The sequence below is a fragment of the Domibacillus tundrae genome (genome assembly GCF_000970675.1).
GTDB lineage: Bacteria > Bacillota > Bacilli > Bacillales > Domibacillaceae > Domibacillus > Domibacillus tundrae.
This window is the reverse complement of sequence record NZ_LAJA01000031.1, coordinates 1-13,652: the sequence shown is the minus strand read 5'-3', so window position 1 is coordinate 13,652 and position 13,652 is coordinate 1. Positions and strand designations below refer to the sequence as shown.

The window sequence follows — 13,652 nt, the reverse complement described above, 5'->3', positions numbered from 1 at the left end:
ACTCTCCAAAAAGTGTTTGACTGCTCAATTGTTTCTATATAAGATGACAAGCATCTCACATGGAAGTTTCTTGCTTAAAACGTTGACGTTTTTATTGATTTTGTTCAGTTTTCAATGTTCAATTTGCTTTAATTCGTCTTAAGCGACATATAATATCATATCATTCATCTTCATTATATGTCAACATCTTTTTTAAACTTTTTTCTTTCGTGCTGACTGCTTTTCAGCAGCAACGTTTATTATTATACCACCTGCTGCAGTACTCGTCAATCACTTTTTTGATTTGTTTTATCGGAAAATAAAAAAATGAATGGCCGCCAAGGAGAGAACCCCTGGCAGCCCTAGGAAACCGGCAAGAAAGGCTGTAAATGGATTCATTACTATATGCAAGCCTGTCTGTTGAATTAACACATTTGCCCCATATAAAAAGAAAGCACCTGTTACCATTTTTTTTAACACTGTAAATAACATTGCACTTGTTTTTTGCATATCTCTTCACGCTCCCCTTCTATACGTATGGAAGGAGATTATTCTTTTATGCGGATTTGACGTTTTTTTGCTTCTCTAAATAAAAAGAAATATTTAGCCTGAGCGGCTTTTGTTTGTGCTTCAAGCTCATCATTTTGCTCAAAACTAAGACGAAGCAAATCGCGGCGCTTAAACCAATCCGTTCTCGAACGGTCTAGCAATTCGATTAATTTATCATCATATACACTGCGCAACGTTTGTTTTTTACGGAAAAACATGAATGATTCTCCTCCTTACAGCTCACGGCGGCCTTCAATAGCTTTAGACAATGTTACTTCATCTGCGTATTCAAGATCGCCGCCTACTGGAAGACCATGGGCAATGCGCGTTGTACGAATGCCGGATGGTTTTAGTAACCGAGAAATATACATGGCAGTTGCTTCACCTTCAATATTCGGATTGGTCGCCAAAATAACTTCTTTAACAGTTTCGTCCTGCAGTCGTTTGATGAGGTCAGGTACATTAATATCTTCTGGCCCAATCCCTTCCATTGGCGAGATAGCGCCATGAAGAACATGGTAGAGCCCATTATATTCTTTCATTTTTTCCATCGCAATAACGTCTTTTGGATCCTGCACGACACAGATGATGCTTCGGTCACGCCTTTCATCTTTGCAAATGGAGCATGGGTCCTGGTCGGTAATATGACCACAAACTGAGCAATAGCCAAGATCACGCTTTGCATTGACGAGTGCTTTAGCAAAACCAAGCACATCGTCTTCTTTCATATTTAAAACAAAAAAAGCCAGACGAGCCGCTGTTTTCGGCCCAATGCCCGGCAGTTTCATGAAGCTGTCAATCAGCTTCGTTATCGGTTCGGGATAATACATCCGCAGTTCCTCCTCTTTAGAAAGGAAGGTTCATCCCTTTCGTAAACTGTCCCATTGTCTGGTTTGTTTCGTCGTCCACTTTTTTCAATGCATCGTTAACAGCTGCAAGAACAAGATCCTGAAGCATATCGATATCATCTGGGTCCACGACTTCTTCTTTTATTTGAACGTCTGTTACTAGTTTTTGACCGGAGATGCTTACTTTCACCATGCCGCCGCCCGCTGTTCCTTCAAATTGCTTTTCAGCCAGCTCTTCCTGTGCTTCCTGCATTTGCTTTTGCATTTTCTGCATTTGCTTCATCATATTTTGCATATTGCCCATTCCTCCGCCACGCATCATGTTCATCATCCTCCAATTAAGTTAGTCTTTAATTTCAAGAAACTCTTCCCCGACAAGTTCCAGCGCTTTTGATACGAGAGGGTCTTCTTCCTCTTCCTGCACATCCGCATCTGTTCCGTCAGACGGCGGTGTATAGCTGCCGTCTTCTTTTTGCTTTTTCAAAAAAGAACGGCGAATGTCCATCCAGGCATCTTCCGGCACAACAAGCGGCCGGTATGGCTTGCCGGTTAATTCATTTAAAATCGTCGAAATAGAATCCATAAATGCTTTATTATCGGACGCCATTTGACAATGAATTTCATATTTAAATTTTAACACAAATGAGTCACTAGACGCAGCGACAGGTTCCGCATCGTTTAAAAGAGCTGCCTGCGAGCGCATTTGCCGCTCGCTTAAGTAGCCAATCATATTCCCCCAGCAGCTTTTAATGTTTTGAATGTCCTGCTTGGTGGCTTCCGAGAGCACTTTTTCAATTTGCGGCATAGAGACTTTAAATAGATTGCCCGGGCGTGATATTTTTTTGGCTGCTGGTTTCAGTGCTTCTGCTTCCGCCATGCCGGACGGCCGATTTTTCAGTTCCTGGACTTCCTGCTCAAGCCGATTTATTTTCTCGATCAATCCAGCTACTTCTGGACCAGATGCAGAAGATTCAGCTTTTATATGCAGACGGCACATTTTCACAATTGCCACTTCCAGATAAATACGTGCATGATTTGTAAACTTCATATCCTGCTGTGCTTTATTTAAAACCGCAATGTATTCATAAATGGCTGATTCAGAAAACTGGCCGGCCATTTCTTTAAAATCCTCATCCGCCATCGTCCGCTCCATGGACTCTTCGAGACCAGGAGCCATTTTAAAGAGCAGCATATCACGGAAATATAAAATCATATCTTCTGTGAAACGGACCGGATCTTTCCCTTCCATTAGCAATTTGTTTAATGTCTGGACCGCTTCTGCCGCATTTTGCTCATAGATGGCCTGCGCAATTGCATTCAGTATTCCCTGTCCGACTGTCCCAGTTACCGTCAGCGCATCATCTTCCGACAAGCGGCCGCGGCTGTAGGAAACGGCCTGATCAAGCAAACTAAGTGCATCCCGCATTCCGCCTTCTGCGGCGCGAGCAATGATCGGCAAAGCCAATTCATCAAATTCTGTATCCGTTTCATTTAAAATGAGCGTCATCCGGCCCGTGATCGCGTGAGCGGTAATCCGCTTAAAATCAAACCGTTGACAGCGGGAAATAATTGTTAAAGGAATTTTATGCGGCTCCGTGGTGGCTAAAATGAAGATCACATGGGATGGCGGTTCTTCGAGTGTTTTTAAGAGCGCATTAAAAGCGCCCGTTGAAAGCATATGCACTTCATCGATAATATACACTTTATAACGGACAGAACCAGGCGCGTATTTTACTTTATCGCGTATATCCCGAATTTCATCTACACCATTATTAGAAGCAGCATCAATTTCAATAACATCTTGAATCGAGCCGTTCGAAATACCCCGGCATGATGCGCATTCATTGCAAGGTTCTGCAGACGGACCGTTTTCACAGTTTACCGCTTTGGCTAAAATTTTCGCCGCACTCGTTTTTCCGGTACCACGCGGACCTGAAAAAAGGTATGCATGCGAAATTTTATCTTGAAGGAGAGCATTTTGAAGCGTTTTCGTTATATGCTCCTGCCCAACGACATCTGCAAAGTTTTGCGGCCGCCATACACGGTATAATGCCTGATAGCTCATTCTTTACCTCCTTCACCTTTCTTGTTTTATTATAAACGAACGAGAGCACCTTTTCTATTCCGATAAAAGCAAAAAGACGCCCGGCAAGCCGGACGCCTTTTGATTATGTATACCGTGCACCTTCTGTCGACTGCCAATCACAGGCGTTACTTGAGCAGTTAGCTCAGCCCAGGCTGTCCCACGGCACATGAGAGAGTCCACTTAATGCTGCTTCCTTCCGGACCTGACATGGTTCATGGGTTCTCATTGCGCAGGACCCGGGCGTCAACGCCACTTACAAAAGGCAGGCCCCACAATTAAACAGCCTCGAGAAGGAATTCAGTTCCGCTAGAGCGGATTGCGGATACAGGGCACCGCTACCTCCCCACTTAGCACGGCAAGAACTATTATACTATTTAACCGGCAAAAAAGCAACGGTGAAGCTATTCCACTTTTTGCTTCTTCTGGTCTTTCTTTTTTTTGCGGAGATTTCGAAAAAATTCCGTCAGCAGCATCCCGCATTCATCCGCCAGTACTCCTGGAACAACCTCGCATCGGTGGTTAAACCTTTCATCGTCCAGCAAATTCATTAAAGTGCCGGCGCACCCCGCTTTCGGATCGTCCGCCCCATATACCACTCGTTCCACACGGGAAAGCAAGATAGCGCCGCTGCACATCGGACACGGTTCGAGAGTGACATAAAGCGTCGTCCCCTCCAATCGCCACGACCTTGTTGATTCACATGCTTTTTCAATCGCCAGCAGCTCCGCATGGGTCACCGCATTTTGGGTCGTTTCCCTCAAATTATGGCCTGATGCGATAACTTCATTGTTTTTAACAATAACGGCTCCAATCGGCACTTCACCAAGGCGCTCCGCTTTTTTCGCTTCTTCGATAGCCATTTTCATAAAAAATTCATCCATTTCCATGCTCCTTTCGGCAAAAATTCGGGTAATACTATAGAAAATAAGGAGGAAAGATAATGACAAAGAAATGCGCGCTTCTCATTATTGATATGATTAATGATTTTCAATTTCCAAACGGGGAAAAACTGGCAGAGTTCACGAAAGAAATCGTCCCTCCTATTTTACAGTTAAAAGAACATTTTTACGAAAAAGAATGGCCCGTCATTTATGTAAATGACCATTATCAGCTTTGGAAAGCCGACATTGCCCTCATTACAGACCATGCGACGAATGACGTGAGCGCTCCTATTATACAGGAAATGAAGCCGGGTCATAAAGACTACTTTTTAATAAAGCCGAAGCACTCTGCATTCTACGGAACTGCTTTACATACGCTTCTGCACGAGCTGGACGTCACATCCGTCGTCAATACAGGAGTTGCCGGCAATATTTGTGTATTTTTCACAGCCAACGATGCGTACATGCGTGAATTTGATATATATATACCGAAAAATGCGATTGCATCGGAAGAAGAAAAGTTTAACGAGTATGCGCTCGAAATGATGGAAACTGTTTTAAAAGCGGACGTGCGCCCATCAGACGAATTCATTCAACTTTTGTCATAAGAAGCTGTCCCTCTCTGTACATATAATAAAGAGAGGGGGAAGAGCGTATGCACATTTATGTAGTCAAAAGCGGCGATACACTGTTTCAAATTGCGCGGCGATACGGGACAACCATTCAGGCGATCAACAAAGCAAATCAACTTCCAAATCCGGCGCAGCTCGTCATCGGGCAGGCGCTGGTTATTCCCGTTTCCGGACGATTTCACCTGATTGCCGCCGGAGACAGCCTATGGAAAATTTCAAGGCAGTACGGTGTTACAGTGGAAGAGATCGTCCGAATTAATGGCTTGTCACAGTCCGCCCCGCTGCAAATCGGGCGGCAGCTGCGCATTCCATCGCCTGCAAAAACACCCATTGAGTCAACGGGCTATATTGAGCCTTCCGCATCCGGCTACTCAGGAAACATCCTGAACCAGGCACGGGAAGCGGCCCCACAGCTGACCTATTTTTCCCCGGTCAGCTACAATGCCAAACGGGATGGCTCACTTGAAGAACCACCCATTCGTCCACTGTCGCCAATTGCTGAACAAAATGGCACCGTCTTTATGATGAATATCACAAATTTGGAAAACGACCAGTTCAACGCAGAGCTTGGGCGTATTTTGCTTAACGATGAAGCAGTCCAGCAGACATTTTTGAATAATATAAGCCGGATCGCCAGGCAGACAAATTTCCGGGACATTCATTTTGATTTTGAATATTTACGCCCGGAAGACCGGGAAGCATATAATCGGTTTCTCCGCCGTGCTACAGAACGCTTTCATCGTGAAGGCAAAACTGTATCAACCGCGCTCGCGCCAAAAACGAGTGCCACACAAAAAGGTCAGTGGTATGAGGCTCATGATTACAAAGCTCACGGAGAGATTGTCGACTTTTCCGTTATTATGACGTACGAATGGGGATACAGCGGCGGACCGCCAATGGCCGTGTCCCCTATCGGACCGGTACGCAATGTTTTAACTTACGCGCTGACAGAAATACCCGCCTCCAAAATCGTGATGGGCCAAAATTTGTACGGATATGACTGGACGCTTCCGTACCGTCAGGGAAATCCACTGGCAAGAGCGATCAGCCCGCAGGAAGCAATTCGGCTGGCGGTCCGCTATCGGGCATCGATCCGCTATGACTTCACTGCGCAGGCACCATTTATCGATTATACGGATGAAAATGGACGTGCCCATAAAATATGGTTTGAAGATGCGCGTTCGATTGACGCGAAATTTTCTCTTTTAAAAGAATTAAAGCTGCGCGGCATCGCATATTGGAAAATCGGCCTTTCTTTTCCGCAAAACTGGCTTCTGCTTGCTGACCGCTTTACCATTATTAAAAAATAAAAAGAACGCCCATCTGATAAACAGATGGGCGTTCATATCTCTAATTATGCACGTATGGTAAAAATGGAGGAGGAAAGGGGATTCGAACCCCTGCGCGGTTTAACCCGCCTGTCGGTTTTCAAGACCGATCCCTTCAGCCGGACTTGGGTATTCCTCCGTCGTATCGACAAGAATTAATTTATCATAATCTAAATTATCCTGTCAACACGCTTCGACTTATTTTTTTTCGATTTTTTCTTTGCCACCCATGTATGGACGAAGTACTTCCGGAATAAGAATGCTGCCGTCTTCCTGCTGATAATTCTCCAAAATAGCGGCAACGGTACGGCCGATGGCAAGACCTGAACCGTTTAATGTGTGCACATGCTCCGGCTTACCATTTTTCTCGCGGCGGAAGCGGATATTTGCCCGGCGTGCTTGGAATCCTTCAAAGTTAGAACAAGAAGAAATTTCTTTGTATGCGCCATAGCTCGGAAGCCACACTTCGATGTCGTATTTTTTCGCCGCTGTAAACCCAAGATCGGCAGAACACATGTCAAGAACACGATACGGAAGACCAAGCAATTGGAGCACTTTTTCCGCATGGCCCGTCAGTGTTTCCAGCTCCTCATAAGAATTTTCCGGCTTCACAAAGCGGACCATTTCCACTTTGTTAAATTGATGCTGGCGAATCAACCCGCGTGTATCACGTCCGGCAGAACCCGCTTCAGAACGGAAGCACGCGCTGTACGCCGCGTAAGAAATCGGCAAATCCTCGCCATTCAAAATTTCATCACGGTGGTAGTTTGTAACTGGTACTTCAGCTGTCGGAATCAAAAAGTAATCTTCTGCTTCAATCCGGAATGCATCTTCTTCAAACTTTGGAAGCTGGCCAGTTCCAGTCATACTCGTTCGGTTAACCATATACGGCGGCATCATTTCTGTGTAGCCGTGCTCTTCTGTATGCAAATCAAGCATAAAGCTGATGAGCCCACGTTCCAGTTTTGAACCAGCGCCTTTGTAGAAAGTAAAGCGGCTGCCTGTTACTTTGCCGGCACGCTCAAAATCGAGAATATCAAGATCCGTCGCCAAATCCCAGTGCGGCTTTGTTTCAAAATCAAATGCCGGTACATCGCCCCATGTGCGAATTTCCACATTATCATCTTCTGAATCGCCTGCCGGTACACTTTCATGAGGGATATTCGGCATCCGAAGCATCAGTTGCTCGAGCTTTTCTTCAGTATCACGAAGATCGGCGTCTAATTCCTTAATTTTATCGCCCACTTCACGCATTTCGGTAATAAGGGCATCCGCATCCTGTTTTTCTTTTTTCAAGCGTGCAACTTCCTGCGATACACTGTTGCGTTTTCCTTTTAGCTCTTCTGTCTGGCCAAGCAGCTCACGGCGTTTTTTCTCCAGTTCTTCAAAATCTTCAAACGCGCTCATGTCCTCGCCCCGGAATTTCAGCCGTTCTTTTACTTTTGCAAAATTTGACCGCAAATATTTCATATCCAGCATATGCTATTCCTCCTTTAGAAAATAAAAAAACTTCCGCCCCCTATATAAAGGGACGGAAGTTATATTCCGCGTTACCACCCTGATTGAAAGCACAACATGCTTTCCTCTCAAAACAACGTTTTAACGGCCTGCGCCGGTCAATGCTTACTCTTATTTCAGCATCCCGCTCCGGAATGGATTCACATGACTTCTCCACCGGTTCGCACCACCCACCGGCTCTCTTTTGAAGTAAATCAAGCTACTAGCTTCCTTCATCGCGTTTCACTATTTTATTTGAATTCAATGTACTACATTTTTTATGAATTCGCAAGTGACGCTTTTGCCTGCTCCGCCATACCGATAAAGTAGCCCGTAATACGGTGATCATCCGTCAGCTCTGGATGAAAGGAACAGCCGAGGTAATGGCGGTCGCGCGCGGCGACAATCCGGCCGTCGCATTCCGCCAGTACTTCTGTTCCTTCTCCAGCTGAAACGATATGCGGTGCACGGATAAAAACGGCGTTATAGTCATCCGCCACATCTTTAATCATAAGATCCGCTTCAAAGCTTTCTTTTTGGCGGCCAAATGAATTCCGTTCAACGGCAATGTTCATTAATCCGAGGTGTGGTTCAGCGTAACCGACTACTTCGCCAGCGAGTAAAATAAGACCCGCGCATGTTCCAAACATCGGACGCCCGGATTCTCCAAAAGCACGAAGCGGCTCCATAAAACTGTACCGGTCGATCAAGCGGCGCATCGTTGTGCTTTCACCACCCGGCAAAATCAAGCCGTCCAATTCATCCAGCTGTTCGGGCCATTTTACAACGACCGCTTCCGCTCCATTTTCTTCAATCGAGCGCACGTGCTCACGAACGGCACCCTGTAATCCAAGTACACCGATCTTTGTCATTACCAGCCGCGCTCCTGCATGCGTGATTCCGGCGCGATTTTTGAAATTTCAAGACCTTTCATCGGCTCGCCCAGTTCTTTTGAAAGCTCAGCAATTAATTTGTAGTCTTGATAATGCGTTGTCGCTTCCACAATCGCGCGGGCAAATTTAGCCGGATTGTCTGATTTGAAGATGCCGGATCCGACAAATACGCCGTCTGCACCAAGTTCCATCATAAGCGCTGCGTCTGCTGGCGTTGCAATACCGCCTGCTGCAAAGTTTACAACCGGCAGTTTGCCTTCTTTTCTAATTTGCATTAGTACTTCAAACGGCGCACCGTGATTTCTTGCTTCTGTCATAACTTCATCTTCGCTCATATGAACAAGCTTGCGAACTTGTGCGTTCACTTTGCGCATATGGCGAACAGCTTCAACGATGTTCCCTGTTCCAGGCTCACCTTTTGTACGAAGCATCGAAGCACCTTCACCGATCCGGCGTGCTGCTTCGCCGATATCGCGGCAGCCGCAGACAAACGGTACTGTGTAGTCGCTTTTCAGCAAATGGTACTCTTCATCAGCTGGCGTCAATACTTCACTTTCATCCAAATAATCAACACCCATTGCTTCAAGCACACGTGCTTCCACAATATGGCCGATACGCGCTTTCGCCATAACTGGAATGGTCACAGCATTCATTACTTCTTCCACGATACGCGGATCTGCCATACGAGCCACTCCGCCGGCTGCACGAATATCAGATGGGACACGCTCGAGCGCCATAACCGCTACTGCACCTGCTTCTTCTGCAATTTTTGCCTGCTCTGCATTCACAACGTCCATAATGACGCCGCCTTTTTGCATTTCTGCCATTCCCCGCTTAACGCGATCTGTACCTGTATTCATTTTCTTACTCCTCCTATATTGGTCAGAAAAAACTGATTTTTTGTAAAATACTTAAATCCTAATAAACACGAAAAATCACCTTCTGTCAATAGCAGAAGGTGATTTTCATTAAAACCAACCAGTTACTTTATCTACAACCCAATTCCATCCATTGCTAATGCCGCCCCCAACTGCGCGCATTGATAAAACAAACCAATTCGCTTTCTCAACGTTTTGGGCTGTTTGTACATTTGTTTGACCGGCTGCCTTTAAAAATGGAACTGCTTGGCCTTTATCATCTTGAATTGATACAAAACCAACCACTTTATCCTTTTTCACCGGTGCAATCAATTTTCCATTTTCGTTTAAATCCGAACTATTTAAGGTAACTTTTGTTTTATAATTCGTTTTTGAAGCTTTTGGCACTAAAATAGATAAAGAAGAAGCTGTTTGAAGCTTCACTTCTTTTTCTTTTCCTTTTTGAACAGATATTGTTTCAGTCCCTTTCACCGCACTGCCAGCTGCGACAAGCTCTTTAGACTCGAACTGAGTAAAACCATAGTCCATCAGCTTCTTCATTTCTGTAAACCGGGCATTATATGTTCCTTCGCCGCTTTCACTTGTCGCACCCATCACAATCGCAATAAGCTTTTGGCCGTTGCGTTCAGCTGTTCCAGTAAAACAGTAGCCTGCAAAATCAGTTGTTCCTGTTTTTAAGCCTGTCATCCCTTCATAAGCAAAAACAAGAGAAGGAAGCATCCAGTTCCAGTTTTCCATTGAAATTTCATCATCGGTTCCTTCACGGAATTTCTTTTTTGGAATTCCGGCTGTCTCCAGCACTTCCGGGTAATCATTTACTAACCGGTATGCAAGTGTGGCTACATCACGGCCGGACATCATATTTTCATCCGTCTCAGCACCAGTTGAATGATTTCCTTTTAAATCTTTATTATTTAATCCAGTTGAGTTGACGAACTTCACTTTTTCCAAACCAAGTGCTTTTGCTTTTTCATTCATCAATTTGACAAATTCCGCTTCGGAGCCTGAAATTTTTTCCGCAATGGCAATTGTCGCCGCGTTTGCTGAATAAATTGTCATCGCCTCGTACAATTCTTGGATCGTGTACGTTTCATCGGCGCGGAGCGGGACATTTGACAAACTCCGATCTTGAGAGACGGTATACACGTAGTCTGATACTTGATATGTATCATCCAAACTTACTTTGCCTTCTTTGACCGCTTCAAGCAGTAAATATTCCGTCATCATTTTTGACATGCTGGCCACACCAAGCTGCTGATCGCTATTTTTCTCATACAGCACTTGGCCGGTTTCCGCATCAATCAATACAGCGGCGGCCGCATTGACATCAAAAGCCGCACGTGCTTTCATTTGGCCAGGGGAAAACAATCCAATAAACAACAACACACTTAACAGAACAGCGCCAAGCCGATACCCACTTCTCTTTTTCACACTCAAAACCCTCCATTTTTTATGCAACACTTTCGTTATTGTACCATACACGTTCATGGGAAAAACAGACGAGAAACGACCTAGATGCCATATACTAAAGGCAGGGGGAATAATTTTGAATAACTTATCAATCCGTCCTGCTTTGCCAAAGGACGCTGGCTTTGCCATGCCGCTTATTATTGAGGCAATTGGAGCAATTGCCTGCAGACTAACGGGAATGCAGAAGGAAGAAGATGTAGTCCGAACGCTGCTCACTCTTTTCAAACAAGAAACGAATCGGCATTCATATTTATACACGTGGATCGCTGAACAAAAAGGAGTTCCCGCCGGCATACTCGTTTTATACGATGGACAAAAAGGAGAAGAATTAGATGCCATTTTGTCAAGCTGGCTACAAAAAAATGGCGCACCGATTTCTTTTTTAGATAAAGAAGCACATTCAGATGAATGGTATATTGATACAATTTGTGTTCATCCCGATTTTCGCGGACAGGGGATTGGCACGATTCTTTTAGACCATGCTGAAAAAACCGCAAAACAGCATGGGGCACAAAAACTCGCTTTAAACGTCGAAATCGAGAAAAAAAGAGCGCACTTGCTGTATAAACGGAAAGGGTTTGAAATCACAGAACCATGGACAATTATCGGCGAACCTTTTCACCACATGGTAAAACATATTTAAAAGCAGCCTGTCCAATACTGGACAGGCTGCTTTTCCTTATAATGAATAGTTAGGCGCTTCTTTTGTAATTTGCACATCATGTGGATGACTCTCACGAAGACCTGCGCCTGTCATACGGATAAATTGGCTGTCTTCACGAAGTGCATCAATGTCTTTTGTGCCGCAATAGCCCATACCGGAACGAAGACCGCCTGTCAGCTGATACAATGTATCAGACAGCGGGCCTTTATAAGGAATACGCCCTTCGATGCCTTCCGGAACAAATTTCTTTGCGTCTTCTTGGAAATAGCGGTCTTTTGAGCCTTTTTCCATTGCGCTGACAGACCCCATACCGCGATATACTTTAAAGCGGCGTCCTTGGAAGATTTCTGTTTCGCCCGGGCTTTCTGTTGTACCAGCAAGCAAGCTGCCAAGCATTACAGCAGAACCGCCTGCAGCGATCGCTTTTACAATATCCCCAGAGTATTTAATTCCACCGTCCGCAATAATCGCTTTGCCGTGCTTACGAGCTTCTGTCGCACAATCATAGACAGCCGTAATTTGTGGTACACCTACGCCTGCAACAATACGCGTCGTACAAATAGAGCCCGGACCGATGCCAACCTTCACAACATCGACGCCTGCTTCAAACAACTCGCGAGTGGCTTCAGCTGTCGCTACATTCCCAGCAATAATGTTTAATTCAGGGTAAGCAGAACGAATTTCTTTTACTGTTTCAATAACACCTGCTGAGTGACCATGCGCTGTATCGATCACAATAACGTCTACGTGAGATTGGACGAGCATTTCAACACGCTTCATCGTGTCACCCGTTACCCCAACCGCTGCGCCGGCAAGAAGGCGTCCTTGTTCGTCTTTCGCTGAGTTCGGGAACTCAATTACTTTTTCAATATCTTTAATCGTAATAAGGCCTTTTAAGACACCATCTTTATCAATAAGCGGAAGCTTTTCAATTTTGTGTTTTTGCAGAATTTGCTCAGCTTCTTGAAGCGTTGTGCCAACCGGAGCCGTCACAAGATTTTCTTTCGTCATAACATCCGTAATTAAAATCGAGTAATCCTGGATAAAACGAAGGTCACGGTTTGTCAGGATGCCCACAAGCTTTTGCTCTTCCTGGCTGTTCACAATCGGCACACCAGAAATGCGGTACTTGCCCATTAAATGCTCTGCAGCAAATACTTGATGCTCGGGTGTTAAAAAGAACGGATCGCTGATAACGCCGCTTTCTGAGCGTTTTACCTTATCCACCTGCTCAGCCTGCTGTTCAATGCTCATGTTTTTATGAATGATCCCCAGACCACCTTGACGCGCCATCGCAATCGCCATATCGCCTTCCGTAACAGTATCCATTCCAGCACTGATCATTGGAATGTTCAATTTCAAACTTGGCGTTAATTCCACCTTGAGGGATACATCTTTTGGAAGCACCTCTGATTTCGCTGGTACAAGCAATACATCATCAAACGTTAATCCTTCTTTTTTAAACTTATCTTCCCACATATTTAAGCCTCCCTGACCGAAAAATATTATTAGTAGGTTATCAATTGAACGGGTATAATGTCAAGGTTCGCTTTATAAGTTAGACTTTTTTGAATTTTCGCACTTAAATCCGAACATTACAAGCAAACGCTTTACCAATGTACTAATGAAACAACTTCTTCCAACTCTTCCAAAAATCAATATCGCGCTATACCATTCTTTTGATTTCAAATGATTCTTTTGTATTATTTTATCTTGTTCAGAAAAAATTACAACAAAAAAGACAACCTGAATATTCAAGTTGTCCTGTCGTGCCAGGCGGCGTCCTGCTCTCACAGGGGGAAACCCCCAACTACCATCGGCGCTGAAGAGCTTAACTGCCGTGTTCGGGATGGGAACGGGTGTGACCTCTTCGCTGTAGCCACCTGACTATGAAGTTCGAAAGAAGTGTTCTTTCAAAACTGGATAGAAGCGTTCATTGTATGGGCA

General features: G+C 44.9%; 14 protein-coding genes, 1 tRNA gene, 1 rRNA gene, 1 other RNA gene and 1 other annotated feature. Of the genes, 3 read left to right on the top strand and 14 right to left on the bottom strand.

What is annotated here, in order from left to right; genetic code table 11:
- Positions 1–288 precede the first annotated feature (288 nt).
- The 7 genes from VQ00_RS16245 to tadA all read right to left on the bottom strand — a co-directional run bounded on the left by VQ00_RS16245 (position 289) and on the right by tadA (position 4,349).
- On the bottom strand, positions 289–489 hold the full coding sequence (locus VQ00_RS16245) for a pro-sigmaK processing inhibitor BofA family protein (RefSeq protein ID WP_046181178.1): 201 nt from the start codon (positions 487–489) through the stop codon (positions 289–291).
- 38 nt (positions 490–527) lie between these two features.
- Positions 528–746, bottom strand: a complete 219-nt coding sequence (locus VQ00_RS16240; protein WP_046181177.1) for a YaaL family protein — start codon at positions 744–746, stop codon at positions 528–530.
- A gap of 15 nt (positions 747–761) precedes the next feature.
- Positions 762–1,358, bottom strand: coding sequence for a recombination mediator RecR (gene recR, locus VQ00_RS16235; RefSeq protein ID WP_046181176.1), 597 nt, complete (start codon positions 1,356–1,358; stop codon positions 762–764).
- Positions 1,359–1,374: 16 nt separating this feature from the next.
- Positions 1,375–1,695, bottom strand: a complete 321-nt coding sequence (locus VQ00_RS16230; protein WP_046181180.1) for a YbaB/EbfC family nucleoid-associated protein — start codon at positions 1,693–1,695, stop codon at positions 1,375–1,377.
- A 24-nt stretch (positions 1,696–1,719) separates the two neighbouring features.
- Positions 1,720–3,441 (bottom strand): DNA polymerase III subunit gamma/tau, encoded by a 1,722-nt coding sequence (dnaX, locus tag VQ00_RS16225; protein ID WP_046181175.1) that lies wholly within the window; start codon positions 3,439–3,441, stop codon positions 1,720–1,722.
- A gap of 112 nt (positions 3,442–3,553) precedes the next feature.
- Positions 3,554–3,818, bottom strand: an RNA gene (gene ffs / locus VQ00_RS18280) — signal recognition particle sRNA large type.
- 45 nt (positions 3,819–3,863) lie between these two features.
- Complete coding sequence (gene tadA, locus VQ00_RS16220) at positions 3,864–4,349, bottom strand: tRNA adenosine(34) deaminase TadA (protein WP_046181174.1); 486 nt, start codon at positions 4,347–4,349, stop codon at positions 3,864–3,866.
- A gap of 53 nt (positions 4,350–4,402) precedes the next feature.
- Between tadA and VQ00_RS16215 the strand changes: the two genes are divergently transcribed.
- Positions 4,403–4,951: a cysteine hydrolase family protein gene (locus tag VQ00_RS16215; RefSeq protein WP_046181173.1), complete on the top strand. Its 549-nt coding sequence runs from the start codon at positions 4,403–4,405 to the stop codon at positions 4,949–4,951.
- Between the two features lie 47 nt (positions 4,952–4,998).
- Positions 4,999–6,285, top strand: coding sequence for a glycoside hydrolase family 18 protein (locus VQ00_RS16210; RefSeq protein ID WP_046181172.1), 1,287 nt, complete (start codon positions 4,999–5,001; stop codon positions 6,283–6,285).
- Between the two features lie 64 nt (positions 6,286–6,349).
- Here VQ00_RS16210 and VQ00_RS16205 read toward each other — a convergent pair.
- The 5 genes from VQ00_RS16205 to VQ00_RS16185 all read right to left on the bottom strand — a co-directional run bounded on the left by VQ00_RS16205 (position 6,350) and on the right by VQ00_RS16185 (position 11,002).
- A tRNA-Ser gene (locus tag VQ00_RS16205) sits at positions 6,350–6,442 on the bottom strand.
- 59 nt (positions 6,443–6,501) lie between these two features.
- Entirely contained in the window at positions 6,502–7,782 is a 1,281-nt protein-coding gene (serS, locus tag VQ00_RS16200; protein WP_046181171.1) for a serine--tRNA ligase, read from the bottom strand.
- Between the two features lie 45 nt (positions 7,783–7,827).
- Positions 7,828–8,046, bottom strand: a binding site (T-box leader).
- Positions 8,047–8,078: 32 nt separating this feature from the next.
- On the bottom strand, positions 8,079–8,672 hold the full coding sequence (gene pdxT / locus VQ00_RS16195; protein ID WP_046181170.1) for a pyridoxal 5'-phosphate synthase glutaminase subunit PdxT: 594 nt from the start codon (positions 8,670–8,672) through the stop codon (positions 8,079–8,081).
- Positions 8,672–9,553 carry a pyridoxal 5'-phosphate synthase lyase subunit PdxS gene (pdxS, locus tag VQ00_RS16190; protein ID WP_046181169.1) on the bottom strand — a complete coding sequence of 294 codons (882 nt, stop codon included), beginning with the start codon at positions 9,551–9,553 and terminating at the stop codon, positions 8,672–8,674. Before pdxS ends, pdxT begins: the two co-directional genes overlap by 1 nt.
- Positions 9,554–9,661: 108 nt before the next feature.
- The gene (locus VQ00_RS16185; protein WP_046181168.1) at positions 9,662–11,002 is read right to left on the bottom strand and encodes a D-alanyl-D-alanine carboxypeptidase family protein; all 1,341 of its coding nucleotides are present in this window, start codon (positions 11,000–11,002) and stop codon (positions 9,662–9,664) included.
- A gap of 115 nt (positions 11,003–11,117) precedes the next feature.
- Between VQ00_RS16185 and VQ00_RS16180 the strand changes: the two genes are divergently transcribed.
- Entirely contained in the window at positions 11,118–11,684 is a 567-nt protein-coding gene (locus VQ00_RS16180; RefSeq protein WP_245618137.1) for a GNAT family N-acetyltransferase, read from the top strand.
- A gap of 36 nt (positions 11,685–11,720) precedes the next feature.
- Here VQ00_RS16180 and guaB read toward each other — a convergent pair whose 3' ends face one another.
- Positions 11,721–13,184, bottom strand: coding sequence for an IMP dehydrogenase (guaB, locus tag VQ00_RS16175; RefSeq protein ID WP_046181167.1), 1,464 nt, complete (start codon positions 13,182–13,184; stop codon positions 11,721–11,723).
- A gap of 292 nt (positions 13,185–13,476) precedes the next feature.
- A 5S ribosomal RNA gene (gene rrf, locus VQ00_RS16170) occupies positions 13,477–13,592 on the bottom strand.
- Between the last annotated feature and the right edge of the window lie 60 nt (positions 13,593–13,652).

Coding starts and splice junctions, on each gene's coding strand:
- VQ00_RS16210 (WP_046181172.1), top strand. CDS start 4,999: ATGCACATTTATGTAGTCAAAAGCGGCGATACACTGTTTCAAATTGCG.
- recR (WP_046181176.1), bottom strand. CDS start 1,358: ATGTATTATCCCGAACCGATAACGAAGCTGATTGACAGCTTCATGAAA.
- VQ00_RS16230 (WP_046181180.1), bottom strand. CDS start 1,695: ATGCGTGGCGGAGGAATGGGCAATATGCAAAATATGATGAAGCAAATG.
- pdxT (WP_046181170.1), bottom strand. CDS start 8,672: ATGACAAAGATCGGTGTACTTGGATTACAGGGTGCCGTTCGTGAGCAC.
- tadA (WP_046181174.1), bottom strand. CDS start 4,349: ATGGAAATGGATGAATTTTTTATGAAAATGGCTATCGAAGAAGCGAAA.
- VQ00_RS16245 (WP_046181178.1), bottom strand. CDS start 489: ATGCAAAAAACAAGTGCAATGTTATTTACAGTGTTAAAAAAAATGGTA.
- pdxS (WP_046181169.1), bottom strand. CDS start 9,553: ATGAATACAGGTACAGATCGCGTTAAGCGGGGAATGGCAGAAATGCAA.
- serS (WP_046181171.1), bottom strand. CDS start 7,782: ATGCTGGATATGAAATATTTGCGGTCAAATTTTGCAAAAGTAAAAGAA.
- guaB (WP_046181167.1), bottom strand. CDS start 13,184: ATGTGGGAAGATAAGTTTAAAAAAGAAGGATTAACGTTTGATGATGTA.
- VQ00_RS16215 (WP_046181173.1), top strand. CDS start 4,403: ATGACAAAGAAATGCGCGCTTCTCATTATTGATATGATTAATGATTTT.
- VQ00_RS16240 (WP_046181177.1), bottom strand. CDS start 746: ATGTTTTTCCGTAAAAAACAAACGTTGCGCAGTGTATATGATGATAAA.
- dnaX (WP_046181175.1), bottom strand. CDS start 3,441: ATGAGCTATCAGGCATTATACCGTGTATGGCGGCCGCAAAACTTTGCA.